The sequence below is a fragment of the Streptomyces sp. NBC_01537 genome (assembly GCF_045040445.1).
In the GTDB taxonomy this organism is placed as follows: Bacteria; Actinomycetota; Actinomycetes; order Streptomycetales; family Streptomycetaceae; genus Actinacidiphila.
Window position 1 is genome coordinate 5155809 of the sequence record NZ_CP109392.1, and the last position, 22465, is coordinate 5178273.

The following is a 22465-nucleotide window of genomic DNA, read 5'->3' on the forward strand; positions in this document are numbered from 1 at the left end:
TGCTGTGCGACGACCACGCCATGGTGCGCGCCGGGCTGCGCGCGCTCCTGTCCAGCACCGACGGCATGGAAGTGGTCGGTGAAGCGGGCAGCGGCGAGGAGGCAATCGCCGTCGCCGCCCGCGTCCACCCCGACGTCGTACTGATGGATCTCCAACTCGGCGGCGGCATGGACGGCGTAACGGCCGCCCGGCACCTGACCTCCGACGCCGGCGAGGAACCCGGCACGCCGGGCCCACGCGTCCTGGTCCTCACCATGTTCGACACCGACGCCGACATCACCCGAGCCATCGAAGCCGGCGCCACCGGCTACCTGCTCAAGGCCGAACGCCCCGAGGAACTCTTCGCCGCGATCCGCAACGCCGCCTCCGGCCGCACCGCCCTCTCCGCCCCCGTCGCCGACCGCGTTCTGGCCCACCTGCGCAGCCCCCGCCCCGCCCTCTCCGAGCGCGAGCGCGACATCCTCCAGCAACTGGCCCGCGGCCTGGGCAACCGCGAGATCGCCCGCGCCCTGTTCATCAGCGAGGCCACCGTCAAAACCCACCTGGGACGGATCTACGCCAAGCTGGGCGTGGAGACCCGAGCGGGAGCGGTGGCGGTCGCCAACGAGCAGCGATTGCTGCCGTAACAGGCTCAGGCCCGGTGCCGGCCGGCCTTCACCGGCCGCCCGCCCGCCGACCCGCCCGACGCCGAGTCGGGCCGCGGGCTGCTGCTGGTGGACATCCTGGCCGTGCGCTGGGGCTCGGCCCCTCGTGATCACCTCGGCAAGACGGTCTGGGCGGAGGTGCTTCCGCATTCGCTCGAAAAAGACCGCCTTGATCTGTAAATATTCATTTTATCCGATCACTGTGCTCCACAGCTCCAACTCCAGCTCCACAAAGGAACTCCCGCCATGCGCACCGCCCGAGCGATCCCGCTACTCGCTGTCGCGGCCGTCGCGACCATCGCGGCGTCGTCCCCGTCCCGCGCGGACACGATGTACCTCTACGACGCCGACCTGGGCAAGCGTCGCGGCAACGATGCCGAGGTCTGCCACTTCTCCTTCGTGGCCGAGAACTTCGAGGCCGGCCAGCAGGCAACGTGGTGGGTCGAGAACGCCTCGGGCACGGACGCGCTGCGCGGCGTGCTCACCATGGACGCGACGGGCGCTGCGGTCACCGGGGCGATCTCACTGTCGAACGGCACGTACAAGCTGTTCTGGGAGACCGGGGCGGACGGGGCGAAGCGGTTCACGGTCAACTGCCCGCAGGCATCGCAGCAGCCGACCGGCACGGCGTCCGCCTCCGCATCGCCGTCGGCCGGGGCGACCGCCTCGGCATCACGGTCCGCGTCCCCATCCTCGTCCCCATCCGCGTCCTCGCACGCGTCCGCAGCGCAGAGCGCCGAGCCCAGCGGGACGCCGTCCGGCAGCGAGGCCGCCACATCGGGCACCCCGGGCGCGACGGCGACCCCGGCCCCCGACGGCAGCGGCCACGTACAGGACGGGCTGTCCCTCGGCTCGGGCTCGGGTTCGGCCTCGTCGATGGCCGGCGTCGGCCTGCTCGCCCTCGGCGGCCTGCTGGCCGTCGCCTGCCTGGTCGTGAGCGAGGTGCTGCTGCGCAGGAGCTGGCGCCGCCGCTGACCTATCGTGTCGGATGTCGGGCCGCACGCAGACGAAGGAACTCGGTGACCCATGATCACAAGCGATGAGCCCGGCTCGTTCGCATGGACCGTCCTCGCCAAGCGGCATCCCGCCCTCATCCAACAGGTCCGCGACGCCGTGCCCTACCCGCCGGAACACCAGCGGGCCCTGGACGCGCTACTCGCCGAGACCGCCCACGGCGTGATCGAACCCCTCCCCGCCGAGGCCCACGACCACGCACGATGGGCCGCCTGGAGCGCGCAGTACCTCGGCCGTTCCTGGTTCGAGGTGCCCTTCCTCTGGGCCGAGAGCTACTTCTACCGCAGGCTCCTCGAAGCCGTCCGCTACTTCGAGCCCGGACCCTGGCAGGGCATCGACCCCTTCGCGTCCTTCAAGCGCGCCGAGCTCCGCGACGCGACCGTGGGAGAGGAACTGGCCGCCCTCGACGACCTGTCCAAGCTCCCGCCCGAAGAGCAGGACCAGGCGATGCTCACCAGCGCCCTGTGGGGCAACCGCGCCGACCTCGGCTTCCGCATCTCCTCCGCCGACCCCTCCGACCTGGGCCGTCACCTCATCACCGACGACAGCCACCTGCTGTGGAGCCACCTCGCGAACTCCCCTTCCCCCACCGTCTACCTGCTCGCGGACAACGCCGGCCGCGAACTCATCCCCGACCTCATCCTCATCGACCAGCTCCTGCACACCGGCCGCGCCGACCAGGCCGTACTGCACGTCAAGCCCTACCCGTACTACGTATCCGACGCCACGACGGCGGACGTCATCGACTGCGTCCGCCGCATCGCCGAGGCCCCGGGCCGTGCGGGCACGATCGGAGCCAGGCTCTTCGACGCCCTCTCCGGCGGCCGGCTGTCCGTGCGCAGCCACCCCTTCTCCTGCGCACCGCTCCCGTACGCCGACATGCCCGACGACCTGCGCAGCGACCTCGCCCACGCCACCGTCACCATCTCCAAGGGCGATCTCAACTACCGCCGCCTCGTCGGCGACCGCCTCCGGCCCGCCACGACCCCCTTCGCCGACCTGACCTCCTACTTCCCCAGCCCGCTCCTCGCCCTGCGCACCCTCAAATCGGACATCGCCGTCGGCCTCGAACCGTCAGCCCTCGCCGCCCTCGAAGCGACCGGCGAACCCTGGCGGACCAGCGGCACCCACGCCGTGATCCAGTTCCGCCCGTCACCCGCCGGGCTCACTTCAAATCCTTAGATTCTCTCTCCAGAGATAGTATCTGATCCGCTACTATCTCTAGTGCCAGTATTTCCGTGCTGTCACGACGGGATCTTCCCTCATGCATCGCTTCATCGGCAGGGACCGAGAACTCCGCACACTGCGAAACGTGCTCGACGAGGTCCGCGAATCCGTCGGCGCGGCCCAGCCCGGACAGTGCGTGCTCATGCGCGGCAGGCGGCGCGTCGGGAAGTCCACTCTGGTCGAGGAGTTCCTCCGGCAGGCGGCCGTCCCCCACCTATTCTTCACCGCCGGTGGCGGCTCCGCCGAGGACGAACTGGCGGAACTGCTCGACGCCGCGGCCGGCTCCACTCTGCCGGATCACTCGCTCTTCGCGGAGGAGACCCCGAGTCAGTGGAACGCGGCCTTCCGGCTCCTGGCGGAGATCATTCCCGACGACACCCCGAGCGTGGTGGTGATCGACGAGGTGCCCTACCTCATGGAGCGTATCGACGCCTTCGAGGGCATGCTCCAGCGTGCCTGGGACCGGTTGCTCAGCCGCAAGCCCGTCCTGTTGCTCCTGGTCGGCTCGGATCTGTCGATGATGGAGGCGCTCAACAGCTACGACCGTCCGTTCCACCAGCGCGGGCGCGAGATGGTCGTGGGTCCCCTGAACCCTGCCGACATCAGCCAGATGCTCGACCTGGAGCCGGCCGCCGCCTTCGACGCCGCACTGATCACCGGCGGCCTTCCGCTGATCTGCCGGGAGTGGCAGCCCGGGACCTCCGTGTGGGAGTTCCTTGACGCGACGCTGGAGAACCCGATCTCCGCACTCCTGGTCTCTGCCGAGCGGTCGCTCTCTGCCGAGTTCCCCCCACAGGCGATGGGAAGGGAAGTGCTGCGAGCGATCGGGACGGGCGAGCGGACCTTCACCAACATCGCGCGCGCTGCCGGTGGCATCGCCCACAGCACCCTCACCAGGGCAACTGACCTGCTGATCGACAAGCGCGTCGTGTCGGCCGAACTGCCGATCTCCCTGCACCCCTCGAAAGAGCGGCGCTACCGGGTGGCGGACCCCTATCTGCGTTTCTGGCTGGCATTCCTCGAACCGCACATGGCGGAGATCGAGCGCATGCGCGGCGATCTCACCCTGGCCCGAATCAGAAACCAGTGGACCAGTTGGCGAGGCCGCGCCGTCGAGCCACTGCTCCGGGAGTCCCTCGCCCGCATCCTCCCCCATGGCGAATTGCCTGCCGCCCCCGTTGTCGGCGGTTACTGGACCCGCAGCAACGACGTTGAAATCGATCTCGTGGGCGCAGACCGGCAGCCCGTCGCCAAGCAGTTGTTGTTCCTGGGCTCGATCAAGTGGCTGGAGACTTCCCCTTTCGATGCCCACGACCTTGCCGCCCTGCACAAGCACAGAGCCGCGCTCACCGACGATCCGATCCCGCTCGTCGCGGTCTCCCGAAGCGGCGTCAGCTGCTCCGGACTCCAGGCAACCTTCGGTCCGGAGGAACTACTGCGCGCCTGGCGTGCCCGCTGAACCACTCGATGGCAGCGGTGGGCTGAAGGCCGCAGTCGTCTGGTCGCCGGGTCGCCGGTGAAGATCTCGCAGACCTCGCGGATCGCGCAGTGGACGATGGTCAATAGGCGTCCGGAGGACGGTGCTGCGAGTCGGGGGCGGCGCGGTTCAGGTCGCTCGCGGCGTTCTGTGAGGCTCCGGGCGCCTCGCCTTCTGGCACCCCGTAAGCACTGCGCTCGACCACTGGCCGCAAGGTCTCGACGTAGGGCGTTTGGTAGTCCTGAGGCAGGGTCGTCGTGGTGAACGAGCCGGTCGCGGCGGCAGAGTAGCCGGTCATGGCAGGAACATCAGTGGCCTGCTTGCTGTTCCCGGACAAGGCAGTGGCAGTCGTGGGGCTGCCGAGCCTGAGCTTGATCCGGTGTACCCGGACCTCGGAGTGGCTGGTCGAGATCTCACCGGGGACGTCTACCGGCCCCGATTCGGGGACCACTTCGAAGCGGAGTTTTCCCTTGCCGTTACGGCCGGTGGCGCGGGTGACCGTGAAACTCAGCTCCACTTCGGCTTCGAGAACTGCCAAACCGTAGCCAGACGTGCCGGAGGCGGCGTCGCTTGCCCGTACAAGATCCCTGCCGAGAGCCGCGAGGACTTCGTCCAACCCGAAGTCCTGCATGTCGTCAGATTTCGCCATGCTCGGATTGTAGGGGCGGGGAGTTCGAAGACGGGGTCGCTTGCCAGAATGAGGTGGCTGTCTCTCCCGTGTGTGATCCGCCCGGATCACGCCAGCGAAACTCCTCGGATCTAGCATGGACTGCACTCCTTCTGTGATGGGCCGGGGGAAGGAGGTGGCAGGGGAGGGAGCCGCATGGTCAAGCAGCCGCAGGGACAAGCCTGGACCGGTCTTTTGGATCAGGACCTGTTGGCAGGCGCCAGCTTCCTCGGCGAGACCGAGGTGGAGTCCAGGGCGGCCACCCAGGCGGAGCGGACGGAACGCCTGAGCATCGCGGGTGCGCTGGTTTCCCTGGTGGTCGTGGTCGCTGGTGTGGTGACTGTTGGGCTCGGCGCCCCACGGTTCTCTGGAAGTTGGCGAACCAGTGCCGCGTACGCGTTCCTGCTCCTGATTGCCACCGTTCAGGCTGTCGCAATGGTCTATGGAATCCGGGGTGCCCGACAGCGGGCGAAGGAGTCTCGAGCCCGGGCGGAGGCCGATCGGGTGGAACAGACGAAGCGCCTTGAGCGCCTGGAGGCGATCACCCCGCTGGCCACCCTCATCAATGTGAACGACGATCTGATCCGCAAGTATCACAACATCGCGACCTTTCAGGCCGACCGGTCGTTTAAGTCATCGCAACGTGCGATGTGGTCGGGGATGGGCATTATCATGGCCTGCGCCATTGCTGGGATCTACGCCGATGCTGGTGACACAAAGGCATTTGTTGCACTTCTCGGTGGGGTCGGCGCAACGCTCTCCGGGTTTCTCAGCAGGACTTACCTGGCGATGCATCGGGACGCTTTGCGGCAAATGAACAAGTACTTTGAACAACCGGTGCTCCGCGGGTACTACTTAACGGCCGAGAGGCTGGTGCGGGACCTTCAGGACTCACCCGAAGGTGAGATGAAGAGGCTCATTGCGGAACGTGTGCTCGCTGCCAGTGATCGGCTGCTGCAGGTGGACACCCCTGAGCCGCGCACGGGGGACGCAAAGCCCCTACCTTCCGACGCTGAGGAGTTTAACGAGGAGACCTGAACTTCCTACGGGCGCCGTCGTGTCCGTCGAGCCGACCACCCCAACGTCCTGGAATCCGCCCACAACGTCGCCGCAGCTTTGTACGGGCTGGGCGAGTACGAGCAGGCCCGCGAATTGAACCAGTGGACGCTCGATGCCCGCCGACGCGTTCTGGGTCCCGACCACCCCCAGACCCTGCAATCCGCCAACAACCTCGCGTCTAGCGCTGCAGCTGCCGCTCGACTTTGAGCAGCAGGCGATGCCAGGCGTCTCGAAAGGTGACGACGCGGAGGTGAGCGGCGTCCGCAGTTCCGCGCCCAAGGCCGTCTGGGACCAGTCCTGGCAGCGGGCGTGAAACTGAGCGGGCCGCCTCAACATCGTTACCGTCGCTCCCATAGGTCAGGGCGGCGTTGGGCCTCCCACCTACGGTTCGTTGCCGGCACCACAGCGCTGACCTGTGTGGCCCGCCTTTCGGCAAGGCGTTGCAGGCCCGCGTCTGCGAGAGCTGCGGTGACGTAGACGAAGTTCTGCCCGGCCGGTGAGCTGAACGTCGCGCGGTCGCTTCGTTGTTCGTGGGCATGGGCGGGGTGATTTGACTGGCGCGGAGTGGGAGCGGCTGCGGCCGTTCCTGCCGGTGGGCAATGGGCGGTGCGGCAGGTAGCGGGATCATCGGCAGGTGATTGACGGGATCTTGCGCCGAGTGCGGGCCGGGGTGCACTGGCGTGATCTGCCGGAACGTTTCGGGCCGTGGAAGACGGTGTACGAGCGGCACCGGCTGTGGTCGGAAGGCACCTGCTGGAGCAGCTGCTCAAGCAGGTGCTGGCCGCGTACGGGCGTACCTCCGTGAGGGTTCGGCACCGCGACAGCCAGGCCCTCATCGGGGTGGGCATGGGTATGGGCCCGGGCGCGATCTGCGGACAAGTCGGCCAGTTGGTGGGTGGCTGCTGCCACCGCCCGCCCTACGCGGTGTGCACGTGGCCAGGTCACGCGAGGGTGCCGGGTAAGCCAAGGAGCGGATCTTTCCCAACGGGCCCTCGATCCGCGTTCGGAGTGACCCATCATCGTGGGATGGGAGAGCACATGGATGTGGCGAGCCTTCGGCGACTGATCGACGAGACGGCTATGCCCCGGTGCCGCCAGTAGGGGTAGACGATCCAAGATCGTCTCCCAGATTTCTCCCAAGAAGCCTCGGGAAGCACTCAGGGCCCCGATCCAACGAGTGGATCAAGGCCCTGACCTGCACTTACGAAGTCGGGGTGGCGGGATTTGAACCCACGGCCTCTTCGTCCCGAACGAAGCGCGCTACCAAGCTGCGCCACACCCCGGTCCTGCGGTGCCACGCCGTTTCCGGCGCAACGAGGATTACTCTAGCGGACCGGCCGCCCGACACGAAATCCGGTTATTGCCGTGGGGTCAAGGTCAGGAGCGTCGCTTCGGGGGGGCAGGCGAAGCGGATGGGGGTGTAGCGGTTGGCGCCGCAGCCGGCGGAGACGTGGAGGTAGGAGCGGTGGCCGGCGGCGGTGTGGGTGGAGAGGCCCTTGACGCGGTCGGTGTCGAGGTCGCAGTTGGTGACGAGGGCGCCGTAGAAGGGGATGCAGAGCTGACCGCCGTGGGTGTGGCCGGCGAGGATGAGGGGGTAGCGGTCGGCGGCGAAGGCGTCGAGGACGCGGAGGTAGGGGGCGTGGACGATGGCCAGGGCCAGGTCGGCGCTTGATTCGGGGCCGCCGGTGACGAGGTTGTAGCGGTCGCGCTTGATGTGGGGGTCGTCGAGGCCGGTAAGGGCGATCTCGATGCCGTCGTCGAGCTTGAGGCGGCCGCGGGTGTTGGACAGGCCGACCCAGCCGGCGGTGTCGAAGGCGTCGCGGAGGTCCTCCCAGGGGTTGCGGAGGATGCCGATGGCGGGCTCGTTCTTGCCGTTGAGGCCGTGGTGGCCGCGGGAGCGCTCGATGAGGTAGCGGCCCGGGTTGCGGAACTTGGGGCCGTAGTAGTCGTTGGAGCCGAATACGTACGTGCCGGGGAACTCCATGAGCGGGCCGAGGGCGTCGAGGAGCTCGGGGACGCCTTCGGGGTCGGAGAGGTTGTCTCCGGTGTTGACGACGAAGTCGGGGCGCAGGCCGGCGAGGGACTGCAGCCAGCGGCGCTTCTTGTTCTGGCCGCTGACCATGTGGATGTCGGAGACCTGGAGCACGCGCAGCGGGCGCATGCCGGGAGGCAGTACGGGGATCTCCACCCGCCTCAGGCGGAAGGAGCGGGATTCGATGCCGGCGGCGTAGGCCACGCAGGCCGCGCCGACTGCCGTGATGCCAAGGGGGACTCCGTATCGCGCGCGCATGCGGTCCATGGTGGCAGACGGCCTGTCACATCATAAATTTTCGGCCCCTCGGCGGCCGACCTGGCAGACTCGATGTCATGACCACCACGCTCAAGCAGCGACTGCACGCCGACCTCACCACCGCGATCAAGGGGCGCGACGAGCTGCGTTCCGCCACCCTCCGGCTGACGCTCACCGCGATCACGAAGGAGGAGGTCGCGGGCAAGCAGGCCCGGGAGCTCTCCGACGACGAGGTGCTGAAGGTGATCGCCCGCGAGGAGAAGAAGCGCCGGGAGGCGGCTGAGGCCTTCGAGCTGGGGGGCCGAAAGGCGTCGGCGGAGCGGGAGCTGGCGGAGGGCGAGGTGCTGCAGGCGTATCTGCCGAAGCAGCTCGATGACGCGGAGCTGAGCGGGATCGTCGCCGCGGCGATCAAGGAGTCGGGCGCCGAGGGCCCGCGGGCGATGGGCGCGGTCATGAAGATCGTGGGCCCGAAGGTGGCCGGACTGGCCGAGGGCGGCCGGGTGGCGGCCGAGGTGAAGAAGCAGCTTCTGAGCTGAGCCTGAGCTGAGAACGCGCAGGCGAAAAGCAACGCGTAAGGGGCGCCCTCCATGGAGGGCGCCCCTTACGCATGCCATGCCCGGCGACAGGCTCTAGCCGCCTAGCCGCCGTTACTGTTCCCGTTGCCGCCGCTGCGGCCGTTGCTGCTGCCGGTGCTGCCCGTGCTCGTGTTGCCGGTGCTCGTGCTGCCCGTGGTGTCGAAGATGCCGCCGAGCAGCCCGGTGGTGCTGGTGGTGCCCGTGGTGGTGTCTCCGGTGGTGGTGCCCTTGTTGTCGCCGTTGCCGTCGCCGTTGTTGTCCTTCTGCGGGTCCTGGATGGCGACGGTCGGCAGGTTGTCGGAGGTGGTGCCGGACAGGGCGCCGGTCATGGCGGCCTTCCAGATGGGGCCCGGGGTGTCGGCGCCGAAGACCTTGGCGTGGTACACGCCGCCGATGGTGATGTTGATCATCTTGCGGCTGTGCTGCGGGTCGCCGACCCAGACGGCGCCGGCCAGGTCAGAGGTGTAGCCGACGAACCAGGCGGCGTAGCGGGAGTCGGTGGTGCCGGTCTTGCCCGCGCTGTCGCGGTCGTCGAGGCCGGCCTGCTGGCCGGTGCCGTCCTCGACCACGCCCTTGAGGAGGGTGTTGAGGGTGGCGGCGGTCTTCTCGGACATCGCGCGCTCGCACTTGCTCTTCGGCACGGCGAGCTTCTTGCCGGTCTGGGTGACGGTGATCGACTCGATCGCGGTGGGCGAGCAGTAGACGCCGCCGTTGGCGAAGGTGGCGTACGCGTTCGCCATGGTCAGCGGGGTGACTTCCTGGGTGCCCAGGGTGATCGAGGGGACCTGGGACAGCTTCTTGCCGTCGGCGCGCTGGATGCCCATGGAGGTGGCCATGCGGGTGACGGGGCAGATGCCGATGTCGCTGATGAGCTGGACGTAGTAGGTGTTGACCGACTTGGCGGTCGCCTCCTTCATCCCCATCGGGCCGACTTCGCTCTTGCTCTCGTTCGAGACGGTGGAGCCCTCCTGGTTCGTCCAGGTGCCGTTGCAGGTCGAGACCGGGCTCGGGTAGTTCATCTCGTAGGGCGAGGCATAGACCTGCGAGGCGCTGGTGCCCTGCTCTATCGCGGCGGCCGCGGTGATCGGCTTGAAGGTGGAGCCGGGCTGGTAGCCGGCGCCGCCGCCGCGGTTGCGGTTGACCGAGTAGTTGATCGTGGTCTCGTTCTTGCCGATGCCGTACGCGCGGGACTGGCCCATGGCGAGGATCTTGCCGGTGCCGGGCTGGACGAGGGTGACGGCGGTGGCGACGTCGTCGCTGGCGTAGACGTGGCTGCTGATCGCCGACTGGACGGAGGCCTGCGCCTTCGGGCTGAGGGTGGTGCGGATGGTGAGGCCGCCCCGGTCCCAGCGCTGGTAGCGGGCGGCGCGGGTCTTGCCGAAGGTGCTGTCGTTGAGGAATATCTCGCGTACGTAGTCGCAGAAGAAGCCCGCGCCGCTGACGGCGGTGATGCAGCCGTTCTTGGGGGTGGTGATCTTCAGCCCGAGGGGCTTCTTCTTCGCGGCGTCGGCCTCGGCCTGGGTGATGTTCTTCACGTCGGCCATGCGCTGCAGTACGACGTTGCGGCGCTTGATGGCTTCCTGCGGGTCGTTGACCGGGTCGTAGACGCTCGGTGACTGGACGATGCCGGCCAGCAGCGCGGACTGCGTGAGGGTGAGCTTCTTGGCCGTGGTGGAGAAGTAGCGCTTGGCGGCGGACTCGACACCGTAGGCCTGCTCGCCGAAGAAGGTGATGTTGAGGTAGTTCTGCAGGATCTTCTTCTTGCCCAGCTCCTTCTCGAGCTGGATCGCGTACTTCATTTCCTTGATCTTGCGGCCGAGCGTCTGCTGGGTGGCCTGGGCGACCTTGGTCGCGTCGTCGCCGGCCTCCTCGATGAAGACGTTCTTCACGAGCTGCTGGGTCAGCGTGGACGCGCCTTCCGAGACGCCGCTGCTCTGGGCGTTCTTGTTCGCCGCGCGCAGGATGCCCTTGACGTCGATGGCGCCGTGCTCGTAGTAGCGCGAGTCCTCGATCGCGACGATGGCCTGTTGCATCGTCTTGTTGATGTCGTCCAGCGCCACGACCTTGCGGTCACGGGAGTAGACGGTCGCGATCAAGCCACCCTTGGAGTCGAGGATCTGGGTGCTCTGACTCAGCGGCGGGCTCTTCAGCTCGCCCGGGAGCGAGTCGAACTCGGAGGCCGTTCCCTTCGCGGACAGCCCGAGGGCGCCGACGGCGGGCACCGCGATGCCCGCCAGCACGACGCCGGCCATGACACTGACACCGAGGAACTTGGCGGCCTGCTGGGCTGTGGTGAGCCCTCCACCCGATCGCTTCTGACCCATGCAGGGCATCGTACGTTGCGATTCTTAGGACGTGCGGCCATCTGTTCGCCTACCCTTGTAACAAGGCAGTCGCAACCCGCAGCGTGCGTCTGTCCATCCCCGTCACTCTTGTGGGTGATGAGATCTGCCCGAAATCCTGTCATATGCCATAGGTCACGGGCATTGGAATGCTCGAAATGTCCGACTACGCCACCCAGGTCGGATATGTCGCCAGCTCACTCCCATGGGTGATCTGCCGCGTACCCATAGTCCGTTCGGGCCATTCAAGATTGGGCCTGAAAGGGCTGTTGCGCCGTGCCCACCTTCCGTAACGTCCTCAACTGGCGGCGGCGAATATGCCGCTCGCCGCCGTGGGGGAGCCTCGATTCGGGAGAGGACGGCGCCAGCATGAGCAGCTGGGTAACCGACTGGAGCACGCAGGCCGCGTGCCGTACGACGGATCCGGATGAGCTTTTCGTCCAAGGAGCCGCCCAGAACAGGGCCAAGGCGGTGTGCACCGGCTGCCCGGTGCGTACCGAGTGCCTTGCCGACGCGCTCGACAACCGTGTCGAGTTCGGCGTCTGGGGCGGTATGACCGAGCGGGAACGCAGGGCGCTGCTGCGCCGGCGTCCCACGGTCACCTCGTGGCGCGCGCTGCTGGAGACCGCGCGACACGAGTACGAGCGCAGCACCGGCCTGCTGACGCTCGACGACGACGATGACGAGTACGGCGACTACGCGGCGGTCGGCTGACCTGCCGCGAGGCGCTCGCCGATCTCGCGCAGGCCCGCGAGATCGTGTACGTCACCGGGCAGCGCGGCCACGTCCACCATGGGCACCTCGGGGTGCACTGAGACGAACCGATCCCGGGTTCGGCGCTCGCGCGCGACCAGCTGCATGCGCTCCGCGTGCAGGCGGAGCAGGCCGGCGGCGAGACGGTCTGCGGATTCGGGTTCCGCTACCGGCTCCGCTACTGGCTCTGGGCCCGGCTCCGGGTCGGGAGAGGCGTGGTCGGTCTTACGGACTTCAGCCTTCCCGTCCGCCTGATCCACAATGCCGCCGTTTTGAAGATTTTCTGCGGATTCCGCGGAATCGTCGAACTCCCCGCTGGGGAGGGGAGTTGACGCTTCCGCCGGCTTGTCCTGGTCCTGGGGTCCTTCCCGGGGCCCGTCCTGCAGCCCGTCCTCCAGGGCCTCCGCCGCCGCCAGGGCCCGCTCCGCGGTCAGCTGCGCCGCCCCGCTCCCGTGTACCCGGTTGAGCACCAGCCCCGCCAGCGGCATGTCCTCCGCCGCCAGCCGCTCCACGAAGTACGACGCCTCGCGCAGCGCGTCCCGCTCCGGCGCCGCCACCACCAGGAAGGCCGTGCCGTTCGCCTGGAGCAGCTTGTACGTGGCGTCCGCGCGCTTGCGGAAGCCGCCGAACATCGAGTCCATCGCCGCCACGAAGGTCTGCACGTCCCGCAGCAGCTGCGCGCCCATGACCTTGCTCAGGGTGCCGGTCATCATCGACATCCCCAGGTTGAGGAACTTCACCCCGGCCCGCCCGCCGACCTTCGCCGGTGCCATCAGCAGCCGGATGAACCGCCCGTCCAGGAACGACCCGAGTCGCTTCGGCGCGTCCAGGAAGTCCAGCGCGGAACGGCTGGGCGGGGTGTCGACGATGATCAGGTCCCATGTGTCGAGCGCCCGGAGCTGGCCCAGTTTCTCCATGGCCATGTACTCCTGCGTGCCCGCGAAGCCCGCCGAAAGCGACTGGTAGAAGGGGTTTTCCAGGATCGCCCGGGCCCGCTCCGGGTCGCTGTGCTGCAGCACGACCTCGTCGAAGGTCCGCTTCATGTCCAGCATCATCGCGCTCAGCTCACCGCCCGCCGACTCGTCGACGCCCTCCACCCTGCGCGGGGTGTTGTCCAGCTCGCTCAGCCCCATGGACTGCGCCAGCCGCCGCGCGGGGTCGATGGTCAGCACGACGGCCTTGCGGCCCCGCTCGGCGGCCCGTACGCCCAGGGCGGCGGCCGTGGTCGTCTTGCCGACGCCGCCGGAGCCGCAGCAGACCAGGATCCGCGTGCGCGGATCGTCCAGGAGGGGGTCGATCTCCAATACCGGACTCTCCAGGCTCACGCGATCCCCACTCCCTGCTTGCGCACAATTTCAGCCAACCTGTAGAGCCCGCCCAGGTCGATTCCGTCGCCCTGCAGCTCCAGTTCGTACGTCGGCAGGCCGAGAGCGGAGAGCTCCTCGCGCTCGCGGCGTTCCAGCGCTACCCGCTCCGCGTGCTCGTACGCCTGCGCAAGCAGCGGATCCACCAGCCGCTCCGCCAGACCGCCCCTGCGCGCGCCGCCCAGACCGGCCTGGGACAGGGCTTTCGCCACCGCCGTACGCCGCCCGTTGGCCACCGCGCCCACGGCGTCGGAGTCCAGGACCACCGGACGCACCATGTTGATCACCACGCCGCCGACCGGCAGCCCGGCGGCGCGCAGCTCGGCGACGCCGTCCACGGTCTCCTGGACCGGCATCTCCTCCAGGAGCGTCACGAGGTGGACGGCGGTCTCCTGGGACTTCATCACGCGCATGACGGCTTGCGCCTGGTTGTATATCGGGCCGATCCGGGCCAGCCCCGCCACCTCGTCGTTCACATTGAGGAAGCGGGTGATCCGGCCGGTCGGCGGGGCGTCCATGACGACGGCGTCGTACGTCCGCCAGCCCGCCTTGTCCTTGCGGCGCACGGCCTCGCACGCCTTGCCGGTCAGCAGGACATCGCGCAGGCCGGGCGCGACGGTCGTGGCGAAGTCGATCGCGCCCAGCTTCTTGAGCGCGCGGCCGGCTCTGCCGAGCTTGTAGAACATGTCCAGGTAGTCCAGCAGCGCCTGTTCCGGGTCGATGGCGAGTGCGTACACCTCACCCCCGCCGGGCGAGACGGCGATCTTCCGCTCCTCGTACGGCAGCGCCTCGGCCTCGAACAGCTGGGCAATGCCCTGCCGCCCCTCGACCTCGACCAGGAGGACGCGCCTCCCCTCGGCGGCCAGGGCGAGCGCGAGCGCCGCGGCGACCGTGGTCTTTCCTGTGCCGCCCTTGCCCGTCACGACGTGGAGCCTGGTGGCAGTTGACTGTTGAGGGCTCACAGCTTCGAGCCTAACCAGTCGGGCGGCGGGCTACGCGTGGGGTGGGTGCTGTCAGGCATTACAGTCCCTGTCATGGCTAAGTGGGAATACGCGACCGTGCCGCTTCTCGTGCACGCGACAAAGCAGATTCTGGACACCTGGGGCGAGGACGGCTGGGAGCTCGTCCAGGTCATCCCGGGGCCCAACAACCCCGAGCAGCTCGTCGCGTACTTCAAGCGGGAGAAGCAGGCATGAGCGCTGTCGACGATCGCCTCGCCGAGCTCGGGCTGACCCTTCCGGGTGTCGTCGCGCCGCTCGCCGCGTATGTCCCCGCCGTCCGGTCCGGCGTCTACGTCTTCACCTCCGGCCAGCTGCCGATGGTCGACGGCAAGCTTGCGCTCACCGGCAAGGTCGGTGCCGAGGTCTCCCCCGAGGACGCCAAGGAGCTGGCTCGCACCTGTGCCCTCAACGGCCTCGCGGCCGTCAAGTCCGTCATCGGCGACCTCGACCGCATCAAGCGGGTGGTCAAGGTCACCGGCTTCGTCGCCTCCGCCCCCGACTTCACCGGCCAGCCCGGCGTCGTCAACGGTGCGAGCGAGCTTCTCGGCGAGGTCCTCGGCCCCAAGGGCGTGCATGCGCGCAGCGCGGTCGGCGTCGCGGTGCTGCCGCTGGACGCGCCGGTCGAGGTCGAGCTCCAGGTCGAGCTGTCGGACTGAATTCAGCCCCTCCGGCGTTTGAGGACAGGCCCGGAGGGCGTTCGGGGTCTGGGGGCGAAGCCCCCGGTGGGTCCGGGCACAGCCCGGGCCCTATCGAACATCCCCGCGCAAGCGCATAGCATCCGGCCCATGACCACCTCCAACGGCCAGTGGTTCCCCCCGAGCTGGCCGGACCGCATCAGGGCCCTGGCAGAAGGCCGCCTGGAGCCGGTGCGGCCGCGCAGGGCGGCGACGGTGATGCTGCTGCGTGACGGGCCCGGGGGCCCCGCCGTGCACATGCTGCGCCGGCGTACCTCGATGGCCTTCGCGGCAGGCGCGTACGCCTACCCCGGCGGCGGCGTCGACCCCCGGGACGAGCGGGCCGTCGGCTGGGCCGGGCCGCCGGTGGAGGTGTGGGCGGAGCGGCTGGGCGTGGACGCGGCCTCTGCGCAGGCCGTGGTGTGCGCGGCGGTGCGCGAGACGTTCGAGGAGTCGGGCGTGCTGCTGGCCGGCGCGGACGCGACCCGCGTGGTCGAGGACACGACACCGGCCGACTGGGAGGCGGACCGCAGCGCGCTGGTCTCCCGGGAGCTGGCGTTCGCGGATTTCCTGGCCCGCCGCGAACTCGTCCTGCGCAGCGACCTTCTCGGCCCGTGGGCGCGCTGGATCACGCCGGAGTTCGAGGAGCGGCGCTACGACACCTGGTTCTTCGTGACCGCGCTGCCCCCGGGCCAGCGCACCCGCGACGTGTCGGGCGAGGCCGACCACACGGCCTGGCTGCGCCCGTCCGAGGCAGCGGCGGCGTACGACAGGGGCGAGCTGACGATGATGCCGCCGACCATCGCGACGCTGCGCTCGCTCACCCCGTACGCAGCCGCCGCCGAGGCCCTCGCGGCCGCGGCGGAGCGCGATCTGACCCCCGTCCTGGCCCAGGCGCGGCTTGCGCAGGACGAAAGTGGCGGGGTTGTACTCAGCTGGCCGGGGCACCCGGAATTCACCAAGCTCATCGGAGGAACTGGCGAATGACCTCGGCCATCCTGCCCGGCAACCCCCGCCCGGCCGTCGGGGGACAGGCGACGCCGCGCGCGTTCTGCGTGCTGGCGCCGAATCCGTCGGCCATGACGCTGGACGGCACCAACACCTGGATCGTGGGCGAGCCGGACTCCGACCTCGCCGTCGTCATCGACCCGGGCCCGCTGGACGAAACCCACCTCGCGCATGTCGTGAGCACCGCGCACTCCCTCGGCAAGCGCATCGCGCTCACCCTCCTCACCCACGGCCACCCGGACCACGCCGAGGGCGCCGCCCGCTTCGCCGAGCTCACCGGGACCTCCGTACGGGCCCTGGACCCCGCCCTGCGCCTCGGCGACGAGGGCCTGGAGGCAGGCGACGTCATCGCCGCCGGCGGCCTGGAGCTGCGCGTCATCCCCACCCCCGGGCACACCGCGGACTCGCTGTCCTTCCACCTGCCCGCCGACGCGGCCGTCCTCACCGGCGACACCGTCCTCGGGCGCGGCACGAGCGTCGTCGCCCACCCCGAGGGCCGCCTCGGCGACTACCTGGACTCCCTGCGGCGGCTGCAGCACCTCACCATGGACAGCGGCGTGGACACGGTCCTGCCCGGCCACGGCCCCGTACTGACCGATGCGCGCGGCGCGGTGGAGTTCTACCTCGCCCACCGCGCGAACCGGCTTGCGCAGGTCGAGACAGCGGTGGAATCGGGCTACGTCACGCCGTCCGAGGTCGTCGCCCATGTCTACGCGGACGTGGACAAGGGCCTGTGGCCGGCGGCCGAGCTGTCGGTGCGGGCCCAGCTGGACTACCTGCGCGAGCACGGGCTGATCTGAATTCAGCCCGTCCGGCGTTTGAGGACGAATCGGTTCACCGGACGAGCCCGGTGAACCATTCCGGTCACCGCGCTAGCGAGAACGCTTGGCGAGCCGCTCCACGTCCAGCAGGATGACCGCCCTGGCCTCCAGCCGCAGCCAGCCGCGTCCCGCGAAGTCGGCGAGCGCCTTGTTCACGGTCTCGCGGGAGGCGCCGACGAGCTGGGCGAGCTCTTCCTGCGTGAGGTCGTGGACGACGTGGATGCCTTCCTCGGACTGGACGCCGAAGCGGCGCGACAGGTCGAGCAGCGCCTTGGCGACCCGCCCCGGGACATCGGAGAAGACCAGGTCGGACATGACGTCGTTCGTCCGGCGCAGGCGGCGCGCGACGGCGCGCAGCAGCGCCGTGGCGACCTCGGGGCGGGCGTTGAGCCAGGGCTGGAGGTCGCCGTGGCCGAGGCCGAGGAGCTTGACCTCGGTCAGAGCGGTGGCGGTGGCGGTGCGCGGGCCGGGGTCGAAGAGCGAGAGCTCGCCGATCAGCTCGCCGGGGCCGATGACGGCGAGCATGTTCTCGCGGCCGTCGGGGGAGGTGCGGTGGAGCTTCACCTTGCCCTCGGTGACGACATAGAGCCGGTCCCCGGGGTCGCCCTCGTGGAACAGCGAGTCGCCACGCGCCAGCGTGACCTCCTGCATGGAGGCGCGCAGTTCAGCGGCCTGCTCATCGTCGAGCGCCGCGAATAGCGGTGCGCGCCGCAGAACGTCGTCCACGAGCTATCTCCTTGTCGGCCATGCCGGACTGTTCTCGGTCGTGCTTCCGGTTCCGGACCATAATGCCGTACAGCGAAACAGTGCGATCAATCACAAGTCTGTCTTATGTGTTCGCGGAGCTGTGCTCCGGGGGTCCGTTTGGGTACGGGATCGTCGTGGTCCGGAGCGGATGTCAGTGCCGAGCCTTAGGCTGGCCGGGTGGTTGATACGCCAAGTGCGCGCAAGAAACAGCAGGGTGGTACGGCCGGGCGGGTGAAGGACGGAGCCGATTCAGCCGTGAGCGAACGCAGCGCGACGGGCCGTGCCCCCGAGTCGCGGCTCGCTCTGGTGCGCCGGGCCCGGCGGATCAATCGCGAGCTCGCGGAGGCGTATCCGTACGCCCATCCGGAGCTGGACTTCGACAATCCCTTCCAGCTCCTCGTGGCGACCGTGCTGTCCGCGCAGACCACGGACCTGAGGGTGAACCAGACCACGCCCGCGCTCTTCGCGAAGTACCCGGCGCCCGAGGATCTCGCGGCCGCCGACCCCGAGGAGCTGGAGCAGCTCATCCGGCCCACCGGCTTCTTCCGGGCCAAGGCCAGGTCCCTGCTCGGGCTGTCCGCCGCGCTGCGCGACCGCTTCGGCGGCGAGGTGCCGGGCCGGCTGGAGGACCTGGTCACACTGCCGGGCGTGGGCCGAAAGACCGCCAACGTCGTGCTCGGCAACGCCTTCGGGGTGCCCGGGATCACCGTGGACACGCACTTCGGGCGGCTGGTGCGCCGCTTCGGCTGGACGACCTCGGAGGACCCGGAGAAGGTCGAGCAGGAGATCGGGGCGCTCTTCCCGAAGAGCGAGTGGACGATGCTGTCGCACCGGCTGATCTTCCACGGCCGCCGCGTCTGCCACTCCCGCAGGCCCGCCTGCGGTGCCTGCCCGATAGCGCCGCTCTGCCCCGCGTACGGCGAGGGCGAGACCGACCCGGAGAAGGCGAAGAAACTGTTGAAGTACGAGTTGGGCGGCGCCCCCGGCCAGCGGCTCAGGCCGCCCGTCGGATTCCCGGGCAAGCCCGCCGCGGCGCTGGGGGCTGAGTGACGAGAGCGAACAGGGCCTACGAGGACGGGCTTGACGCTGTCAACGTCACCTCCGACGGCCTGCCCGACTGGCTGCGCCCCGTCGCCCGTGGCGCGGCCGACGTACGGCCCGAGCAGCTCAGCCGTTTCCTGCCTCCGGCAACCGGCGGCCGCGCCTCGGCCGTACTGATCCTCTTCGGGGAGGGCGCCGACGGCGCCGGCCCCGAGCTGCTGCTCATGGAGCGCTCCAGCTCCCTGCGCTCGCACGCCGGGCAGCCCTCCTTCCCCGGCGGGGCGCTCGACCCCCAGGACGGCGACCCCGAGGGCGACGGGCCGCTGCGGGCCGCGCTGCGCGAGGCCGAGGAGGAGACCGGGCTCGACCCTTCCGGCGTCCAGGTCTTCGCCGTGCTGCCCCGGCTCTACATCCCGGTGAGCGGTTTCGTCGTCACGCCGGTGCTCGGCTGGTGGCGCCGCCCCACTCCGGTCGGGGCGGTCGATCTCGCCGAGACCGCCCGGGTCTTCACGGTGCCGGTCGCGGACCTCGCCGACCCGGCCAACCGCGCGACCGTCGCCCACCCCAGCGGCTACCGGGGGCCCGCGTTCCTGGTCGCGGACGCGCTCGTGTGGGGCTTCACAGCGGGCCTGATCGACCGAATTCTGCATTTCGCGGGCTGGGAGCGAGGTTGGGATAGGTCAAAGACCGTCCCGCTGGGCTGATCAGCCATGAGACGGTGTCCGGGTGTTGCAATCCCCCGGGGAGGGCCCCGGCCTGCGAGGTGAGTCTCGGTGAACGTGCTGGACGTCGTGCTGCTGCTCGCGGCCGTGTGGTTCGCGGTCATCGGGTACCGCCAGGGGTTCATCGTCGGCGTCATGTCGGTGATCGGCTTCCTCGGCGGCGGGCTGATCGCCGTCTACCTGCTGCCGGTGATCTGGGCCGAGCTCACGGACAACGCCACCCCGGGCACGGTCGCGGTGGTCACCGCCGTGGTCCTGGTCATCGTCTGCGCCTCGGTCGGGCAGGCCTTCACCACCCACCTGGGCAACAAGGTCCGTACGCACATCAGCTGGTCCCCGGCGCGCGCGATCGACGCGATCGGCGGCGCGCTGGTGAATGTCGTGGCCATGCTGCTGGTCGCCTGGCTGATCGGTTCCGCGCTGGCCACGACCACGCTGCCGACGCTCGGCCGCGAGGTACGTTCCTCCAAGGTGCTGCTCGGCGTCGCCCGCGTCGTACCGGAGCAGGCCGACACCTGGTTCGCCGACTTCAGCTCCACCCTCGCGCAGAACGGCCTGCCGCAGGTCTTCACCCCCTTCGCCAACGAGCCGATCACCGATGTCCCGGCCCCGGACCCGGCGGTCGCCAGCAGCGCGGTGGTCAGCCGGGCGAAGAAGAGCATCGTCAAGGTCGTCGGCACCGCGCCGAGCTGCGGCAAGGTGCTGGAGGGCACGGGCTTCGTCTTCGCGCAGCACCGCGTCATGACCAACGCCCATGTCGTCGGCGGGGTCGACGAGCCGACCGTCCAGATCGGCGGCGAGGGCAAGCTCTACGACGCCAAGATCGTGCTCTACGACTACCAGCGCGACATCGCGGTCCTCGACGTCCCCGCGCTCAACGCGCCCGCGCTCAGCTTCAGCGACACCGACGCCAAGACCGGCGACAGCGCGATCGTGGCCGGCTTCCCCGAGAACGGCGGCTACGACGTCCGCGCCGCCCGGGTGCGCAACCGCATCCCGGCCACCGGCCCGGACATCTACCGCCGGGGCACGGTGAACCGCGACGTCTACTCCCTCTACACCACGGTCCGGCAGGGCAACTCCGGCGGCCCGCTGCTCACCCCAGAGGGCAAGGTCTACGGGGTGGTCTTCGCCAAGTCACTCGACGACGCGTCGACCGGCTACGCCCTGACGGCGGACGAGGTGCGCCCCGACGCGACCGCGGGTGTGTCGGCCAGCGGCGAGGTGGACAGCCAGGGCTGCGCGCTGTGAGCCGCCGCCCGGACGGGTTCTAGTCGCTGCGCGCGTGGCGCAGGCGCGCGCTCACCCAGCGCGCGCGGCGCCGCAGGATATGTGGAATCCCGATGCGGGAATCACCCGTTCGGGGGTCCGGGGTGCCGTTCCCCGGGAAGCTCCGGGCGGCGGATGCTGCCCCGGAGCGGCGATTGCGTGACACGTCACGGTAGTCGTGCGTCCAGCCCATACCGAGCTACGTGCCCCGGCCCCAAGGTCCGTAACCGCCTGGGGGTCCATCAATTGGCCTATGCGCCCGGCATTTGGCTGATGGTCATATAAGAGACCGCGCGGATAGACGGGGCGGCGTCTAAGACACACGGGGACCTAGCGGTCCGGCTCAGGGTCCTTCAGCCAGTTGATGAGCTCCGTCGAGAACGCCACCGGGTCCTCCTCGTGCGGGAAGTGCCCCAGCCCGTCGAAGAGCCGCCAGCGGTAAGGCGCCTCCACGTACACCCCGCTGCCCGCCGCGGACCGCGTGCGCATGGCCGGGTCCAGCGAGCCGTGCAGATGCAGAGTCGGCACGCGCACGGGCCGTTTCATCCGGCGGTTGAACTGGAAGCCGTCCAGCCGCGCCAGCGACCGCACCATCCACCGGTACGGCTCGATCGCGCAGTGCGCCGTCGACGGGATGGTCATCGCCCGCCGGTACGTCTCCACCGCCTCGTCCTCCGGCAGCCGGGGCCCGGACCAGTCCCGGATCAGCCGGCCCACCAGCGCCGCGTCGTCCGCGAGGAGCTGACGCTCCGGGATCCACGGCCGCTGGAAACCCCATACGTACGACCCGGCGGCCGTCTGCTTGTAGTCGCCCAGCATCGCGGCCCGCCACCGCCTCGGGTGCGGCATCGAGCACACCGCGAGCCGCCGTACGAGCTTGGGCCGCATCACGGCGGCCGTCCACGCCAGATAGCCGCCCAGGTCATGACCGACCAGCGCGGCGTCCGGCTCACCGAGGGAGCGGATCACCCCGGTGACGTCCAGCGCGAGGTTGGCCGGGTCGTAGCCGCGCGGCGTACGGTCGCTGCCGCCCACCCCGCGCAGGTCCATCGCCACCGCGCGGAATCCGGCCTGCGCAAGCGCGGGCAGCTGGTCGCGCCAGGCCCACCAGAACTGCGGGAAGCCGTGCAGCAGCAGCACCAGCGGTCCGTCGCCCATCTCCGCGATGTGAAAGCGGGCGCCGTTCGCCGCGACCTCCCGGTGTGTCCAGGGGCCGTCGGGGCGTACGACCGATTGGGCCGATGAATTACCAGCGTCCGTCATGGCGAGAGCGTGTCACACCTTTACGTCGGTCGCGTTGCCGGACGCGATCGCCTTGACGCCGTCCACGGACGCCACGGCCGGCCGGGGATGCGGCTTGACGCCCTGGAGCACGGCCGCCGTCTGCTTGGCCGAGGCGATGGTCCGCTCCGGCTTCTTGATCTTCTTGAACTTCGCCTTCGCGAGCAGCCCCAGCAGCGCCGCCAGTACCAGGAACGCCACGCCCACGATCAGGAACGACCACGCCAGGCCCAGACCCAGGTTGTGGATCCCGTACGCCGCCGCGAAGCTCAGCACGGGCAGCGAGAACAGCACCAGCACCGCGGCGACCGCGATCGCCCCGCTGCCCGCGCCGGCCCGCTTGACGTCCTCCCTGACCTCCGCCTTGGCGAGGGCGATCTCCTCGTGCACCAGAGCGGACATCTCCGCCGTGGCCGAGGCGAACAGTTTGCCGAGGCTGCGTCCCTCGGGCCCGGCCTCGTCCGCTGGCGCTGCGCTCATCGCGTCCTC

At 69.5% G+C, this 22465-nt stretch carries 23 protein-coding genes, 1 tRNA gene and 2 pseudogenes; 16 read left to right on the forward strand and 10 right to left on the reverse strand.

Annotation, left to right across the window (positions count from 1 at the left end; all coding sequences use genetic code 11):
• The first annotated feature begins 20 nt into the window (after window positions 1-20).
• From OG607_RS23790 to OG607_RS23805, 4 genes are all read left to right on the forward strand, one after another.
• The gene (locus OG607_RS23790; RefSeq protein ID WP_405736994.1) at window positions 21-626 is read left to right on the forward strand and encodes a LuxR C-terminal-related transcriptional regulator; all 606 of its coding nucleotides are present in this window, start codon (window positions 21-23) and stop codon (window positions 624-626) included.
• 264 nt (window positions 627-890) lie between these two features.
• Window positions 891-1619, forward strand: a complete 729-nt coding sequence (locus tag OG607_RS23795; protein ID WP_405726929.1) for a hypothetical protein — start codon at window positions 891-893, stop codon at window positions 1617-1619.
• A gap of 51 nt (window positions 1620-1670) precedes the next feature.
• A complete protein-coding gene (locus tag OG607_RS23800; RefSeq protein ID WP_405726932.1) occupies window positions 1671-2840 on the forward strand; it encodes a damage-control phosphatase ARMT1 family protein in 1170 nt (389 codons plus the stop codon).
• An 82-nt stretch (window positions 2841-2922) separates the two neighbouring features.
• Window positions 2923-4344 carry an ATP-binding protein gene (locus tag OG607_RS23805; protein ID WP_405726935.1) on the forward strand — a complete coding sequence of 474 codons (1422 nt, stop codon included), beginning with the start codon at window positions 2923-2925 and terminating at the stop codon, window positions 4342-4344.
• A 100-nt stretch (window positions 4345-4444) separates the two neighbouring features.
• Here the strand turns inward: OG607_RS23805 and OG607_RS23810 are convergent, their stop codons facing one another.
• Window positions 4445-5011 (reverse strand): trypco2 family protein, encoded by a 567-nt coding sequence (locus OG607_RS23810; protein WP_405726938.1) that lies wholly within the window; start codon window positions 5009-5011, stop codon window positions 4445-4447.
• 174 nt (window positions 5012-5185) lie between these two features.
• Here OG607_RS23810 and OG607_RS23815 point away from each other — a divergent pair, with 174 nt between their 5' ends.
• The 3 genes and pseudogenes from OG607_RS23815 to OG607_RS23825 all read left to right on the forward strand — a co-directional run.
• A complete protein-coding gene (locus OG607_RS23815; RefSeq protein WP_405726941.1) occupies window positions 5186-6067 on the forward strand; it encodes a hypothetical protein in 882 nt (293 codons plus the stop codon).
• 27 nt (window positions 6068-6094) lie between these two features.
• Window positions 6095-6295 (forward strand): annotated as a pseudogene (locus OG607_RS23820) (tetratricopeptide repeat protein); the annotation flags it as partial.
• Between the two features lie 343 nt (window positions 6296-6638).
• Window positions 6639-6845, forward strand: a pseudogene (locus OG607_RS23825) (transposase); the annotation flags it as partial.
• A 452-nt stretch (window positions 6846-7297) separates the two neighbouring features.
• Here the strand turns inward: OG607_RS23825 and OG607_RS23830 are convergent.
• Both OG607_RS23830 and OG607_RS23835 read right to left on the reverse strand, forming a co-directional pair.
• Window positions 7298-7371 (reverse strand) — tRNA-Pro (locus OG607_RS23830).
• 74 nt (window positions 7372-7445) lie between these two features.
• Window positions 7446-8378, reverse strand: a complete 933-nt coding sequence (locus OG607_RS23835) for a metallophosphoesterase (protein ID WP_405726943.1) — start codon at window positions 8376-8378, stop codon at window positions 7446-7448.
• Between the two features lie 77 nt (window positions 8379-8455).
• Here OG607_RS23835 and OG607_RS23840 point away from each other — a divergent pair, with 77 nt between their 5' ends.
• Entirely contained in the window at window positions 8456-8914 is a 459-nt protein-coding gene (locus tag OG607_RS23840) for a GatB/YqeY domain-containing protein (RefSeq protein ID WP_405726946.1), read from the forward strand.
• A 101-nt stretch (window positions 8915-9015) separates the two neighbouring features.
• On the opposite strand, the gene OG607_RS23845 is transcribed toward OG607_RS23840, so the two are convergent.
• Window positions 9016-11277: a transglycosylase domain-containing protein gene (locus OG607_RS23845; protein WP_405726949.1), complete on the reverse strand. Its 2262-nt coding sequence runs from the start codon at window positions 11275-11277 to the stop codon at window positions 9016-9018.
• Window positions 11278-11664: 387 nt separating this feature from the next.
• On the opposite strand from OG607_RS23845, the gene OG607_RS23850 reads away from it, so the two are divergent.
• Window positions 11665-12009 (forward strand): WhiB family transcriptional regulator, encoded by a 345-nt coding sequence (locus OG607_RS23850; RefSeq protein ID WP_329316051.1) that lies wholly within the window; start codon window positions 11665-11667, stop codon window positions 12007-12009.
• On the opposite strand, the gene OG607_RS23855 is transcribed toward OG607_RS23850, so the two are convergent.
• Together OG607_RS23855 and OG607_RS23860 are read right to left on the reverse strand one after the other, a co-directional pair.
• Complete coding sequence (locus OG607_RS23855; protein WP_405726953.1) at window positions 11991-13373, reverse strand: ArsA family ATPase; 1383 nt, start codon at window positions 13371-13373, stop codon at window positions 11991-11993. The genes OG607_RS23850 and OG607_RS23855 overlap by 19 nt on opposite strands.
• On the reverse strand, window positions 13370-14374 hold the full coding sequence (locus OG607_RS23860) for an ArsA-related P-loop ATPase (RefSeq protein ID WP_405726956.1): 1005 nt from the start codon (window positions 14372-14374) through the stop codon (window positions 13370-13372). The genes OG607_RS23855 and OG607_RS23860 overlap by 4 nt, the downstream gene beginning before the upstream one ends.
• Before the next feature lie 72 nt (window positions 14375-14446).
• Between OG607_RS23860 and OG607_RS23865 the strand changes: the two genes are divergently transcribed.
• The 4 genes from OG607_RS23865 to OG607_RS23880 all read left to right on the forward strand — a co-directional run bounded on the left by OG607_RS23865 (window position 14447) and on the right by OG607_RS23880 (window position 16895).
• Window positions 14447-14608: a DUF4177 domain-containing protein gene (locus OG607_RS23865; RefSeq protein ID WP_136726681.1), complete on the forward strand. Its 162-nt coding sequence runs from the start codon at window positions 14447-14449 to the stop codon at window positions 14606-14608.
• Entirely contained in the window at window positions 14605-15069 is a 465-nt protein-coding gene (locus OG607_RS23870) for a RidA family protein (protein WP_405726960.1), read from the forward strand. The genes OG607_RS23865 and OG607_RS23870 overlap by 4 nt, the downstream gene beginning before the upstream one ends.
• A 129-nt stretch (window positions 15070-15198) precedes the next feature.
• Entirely contained in the window at window positions 15199-16074 is an 876-nt protein-coding gene (locus OG607_RS23875) for an NUDIX hydrolase (protein WP_405726963.1), read from the forward strand.
• Window positions 16071-16895, forward strand: a complete 825-nt coding sequence (locus tag OG607_RS23880) for an MBL fold metallo-hydrolase (RefSeq protein ID WP_405726966.1) — start codon at window positions 16071-16073, stop codon at window positions 16893-16895. The genes OG607_RS23875 and OG607_RS23880 overlap by 4 nt, the downstream gene beginning before the upstream one ends.
• A gap of 72 nt (window positions 16896-16967) precedes the next feature.
• Here the strand turns inward: OG607_RS23880 and OG607_RS23885 are convergent, their stop codons facing one another.
• Window positions 16968-17642, reverse strand: coding sequence for a Crp/Fnr family transcriptional regulator (locus OG607_RS23885; RefSeq protein ID WP_405726969.1), 675 nt, complete (start codon window positions 17640-17642; stop codon window positions 16968-16970).
• Between the two features lie 276 nt (window positions 17643-17918).
• On the opposite strand from OG607_RS23885, the gene nth reads away from it, so the two are divergent.
• The 3 genes from nth to OG607_RS23900 all read left to right on the forward strand — a co-directional run bounded on the left by nth (window position 17919) and on the right by OG607_RS23900 (window position 20677).
• A complete protein-coding gene (nth, locus tag OG607_RS23890) occupies window positions 17919-18713 on the forward strand; it encodes an endonuclease III (RefSeq protein ID WP_405726971.1) in 795 nt (264 codons plus the stop codon).
• Window positions 18710-19408: an NUDIX hydrolase gene (locus OG607_RS23895; RefSeq protein WP_405726974.1), complete on the forward strand. Its 699-nt coding sequence runs from the start codon at window positions 18710-18712 to the stop codon at window positions 19406-19408. Before nth ends, OG607_RS23895 begins: the two co-directional genes overlap by 4 nt.
• Before the next feature lie 69 nt (window positions 19409-19477).
• Window positions 19478-20677, forward strand: a complete 1200-nt coding sequence (locus tag OG607_RS23900) for a MarP family serine protease (RefSeq protein WP_405726977.1) — start codon at window positions 19478-19480, stop codon at window positions 20675-20677.
• Window positions 20678-20696: 19 nt separating this feature from the next.
• Here the strand turns inward: OG607_RS23900 and OG607_RS23905 are convergent, their stop codons facing one another.
• The 3 genes from OG607_RS23905 to OG607_RS23915 form a co-directional block, all read right to left on the reverse strand.
• On the reverse strand, window positions 20697-20888 hold the full coding sequence (locus OG607_RS23905) for a hypothetical protein (protein ID WP_405726980.1): 192 nt from the start codon (window positions 20886-20888) through the stop codon (window positions 20697-20699).
• A 137-nt stretch (window positions 20889-21025) separates the two neighbouring features.
• The gene (locus OG607_RS23910) at window positions 21026-21958 is read right to left on the reverse strand and encodes an alpha/beta fold hydrolase (protein ID WP_405726983.1); all 933 of its coding nucleotides are present in this window, start codon (window positions 21956-21958) and stop codon (window positions 21026-21028) included.
• Between the two features lie 12 nt (window positions 21959-21970).
• Entirely contained in the window at window positions 21971-22456 is a 486-nt protein-coding gene (locus OG607_RS23915; RefSeq protein ID WP_405726986.1) for a phage holin family protein, read from the reverse strand.
• Window positions 22457-22465: the final 9 nt, after the last annotated feature.

Coding starts and splice junctions, on each gene's coding strand:
- OG607_RS23790 (WP_405736994.1), top strand. CDS start 21: ATGGTGCGCGCCGGGCTGCGCGCGCTCCTGTCCAGCACCGACGGCATG.
- OG607_RS23795 (WP_405726929.1), top strand. CDS start 891: ATGCGCACCGCCCGAGCGATCCCGCTACTCGCTGTCGCGGCCGTCGCG.
- OG607_RS23800 (WP_405726932.1), top strand. CDS start 1,671: ATGATCACAAGCGATGAGCCCGGCTCGTTCGCATGGACCGTCCTCGCC.
- OG607_RS23805 (WP_405726935.1), top strand. CDS start 2,923: ATGCATCGCTTCATCGGCAGGGACCGAGAACTCCGCACACTGCGAAAC.
- OG607_RS23810 (WP_405726938.1), bottom strand. CDS start 5,011: ATGGCGAAATCTGACGACATGCAGGACTTCGGGTTGGACGAAGTCCTC.
- OG607_RS23815 (WP_405726941.1), top strand. CDS start 5,186: ATGGTCAAGCAGCCGCAGGGACAAGCCTGGACCGGTCTTTTGGATCAG.
- OG607_RS23835 (WP_405726943.1), bottom strand. CDS start 8,378: ATGCGCGCGCGATACGGAGTCCCCCTTGGCATCACGGCAGTCGGCGCG.
- OG607_RS23840 (WP_405726946.1), top strand. CDS start 8,456: ATGACCACCACGCTCAAGCAGCGACTGCACGCCGACCTCACCACCGCG.
- OG607_RS23845 (WP_405726949.1), bottom strand. CDS start 11,277: ATGGGTCAGAAGCGATCGGGTGGAGGGCTCACCACAGCCCAGCAGGCC.
- OG607_RS23850 (WP_329316051.1), top strand. CDS start 11,665: ATGAGCAGCTGGGTAACCGACTGGAGCACGCAGGCCGCGTGCCGTACG.
- OG607_RS23865 (WP_136726681.1), top strand. CDS start 14,447: ATGGCTAAGTGGGAATACGCGACCGTGCCGCTTCTCGTGCACGCGACA.
- OG607_RS23870 (WP_405726960.1), top strand. CDS start 14,605: ATGAGCGCTGTCGACGATCGCCTCGCCGAGCTCGGGCTGACCCTTCCG.
- OG607_RS23875 (WP_405726963.1), top strand. CDS start 15,199: ATGACCACCTCCAACGGCCAGTGGTTCCCCCCGAGCTGGCCGGACCGC.
- OG607_RS23880 (WP_405726966.1), top strand. CDS start 16,071: ATGACCTCGGCCATCCTGCCCGGCAACCCCCGCCCGGCCGTCGGGGGA.
- OG607_RS23905 (WP_405726980.1), bottom strand. CDS start 20,888: ATGGGCTGGACGCACGACTACCGTGACGTGTCACGCAATCGCCGCTCC.
- OG607_RS23910 (WP_405726983.1), bottom strand. CDS start 21,958: ATGACGGACGCTGGTAATTCATCGGCCCAATCGGTCGTACGCCCCGAC.
- OG607_RS23915 (WP_405726986.1), bottom strand. CDS start 22,456: ATGAGCGCAGCGCCAGCGGACGAGGCCGGGCCCGAGGGACGCAGCCTC.